The 1,132-nt window shown below is 66.4% G+C and carries 1 protein-coding gene; it reads right to left on the reverse strand.

Features of this window, described 5'->3' with window-relative positions:
- Nucleotides 1–26: 26 nt before the first annotated feature.
- Nucleotides 27–896, reverse strand: coding sequence for an IS5 family transposase (locus tag ACFCZF_RS40910; RefSeq protein ID WP_376675998.1), 870 nt, complete (start codon nucleotides 894–896; stop codon nucleotides 27–29).
- Between the last annotated feature and the right edge of the window lie 236 nt (nucleotides 897–1,132).

Genomic DNA, 1,132 nt, shown 5'->3' on the forward strand with positions numbered 1-1,132 from the left:
CTAAGAGGTCGTTTTCTCCCGTTGTTTCATCCCGGAATCTGGTGGTTGGTCGGCGGTGTCGGGTCGCGCCAGGAGATGGTGGTCTCGCCGGTGAGGCGGCGGGCCATGAGGTCTGTCATGGCGATGTGGATTACGGCTTCGGAGCGGGTGGGCAAGGTTTCGTAGTCGCGGGCCAGGCGGCGGTGGAGCATGAGCCAGCCGTAGGTTCGTTCGACCGCCCACCGCTTCGGGATCGGCGTGAAGCCCCTGGTCCCGGGCTTGCGGCCGGTGATTTCCATGTCGATGCGGAGGGCGGCCGCGTGCTCGACGAGGTGCTGTCGGTAGCCGCCGTCGACCCAGACTTTTCGGATCCCGGGGTGGTCGGCGGCGACCTGGTCCAGGAGGCGTGTGCCGGCGATGGAGTCCTGCACGCTCGCCGCGGTGACCAGCACCGCGAGGAGGAGCCCGAGCGTGTCGGTGACGATGCTCCGCTTCCTGCCGACGATCTTCTTTCCAGCGTCGATGCCCTGGCCGGCGGTGGGGACGCTGGTGGAGGTTTTGACGCTCTGGGCGTCGATCACGCAGGCCGACGGCTCAGCGTCCCGCCCGTCCTTCTCGCGTAGCAGCTGCCTGAGCAGGCCGTTGAGCTGGGTGAATACGCCCTCGTCGGCCCATTTGGCGAAGTAGCCGTAGACCGTGTTCCAGTGCGGAAAGTCGTGCGGGAGGTAGCGCCACTGAACCCCGGTCCGGTCCACGTACAAGATCGCGTCCATGATGTCGCGCAGGTCATGTTCCGGCGGTCGGCCGAAGTCCAGGGCCCTGCCCCGGCGCTCGAAGCGCCAGGCGGACAGCACCGGCTCGATCAACTCCCAGCGCGCATCGGACAGATCGCTCGGGTACGGGCGTCGTGTCGGCATGCTTCGGGCGTACCGCCGCGGACTGAGTGCGCCCAGGCGTACAGCGACGACAACGGAAGCACTCGGCTGCGAAGACCGGGCGTCTTGGGATGAGACAGGCACAAGTCATGTCACGCCTCACCTGCCACCCCACCTGACCAGCAAGAACCACCCCGAATCTCCAGCAGCACGAGCACCACACCCTGCCGGTCTGAAAACCACTCGATACGCGGGCAGTCCAGGAGAAAACGACCTCT

This window comes from Streptomyces sp. NPDC056296 (assembly GCF_042268605.1).
Classification (GTDB): Bacteria; Actinomycetota; Actinomycetes; order Streptomycetales; family Streptomycetaceae; genus Streptomyces.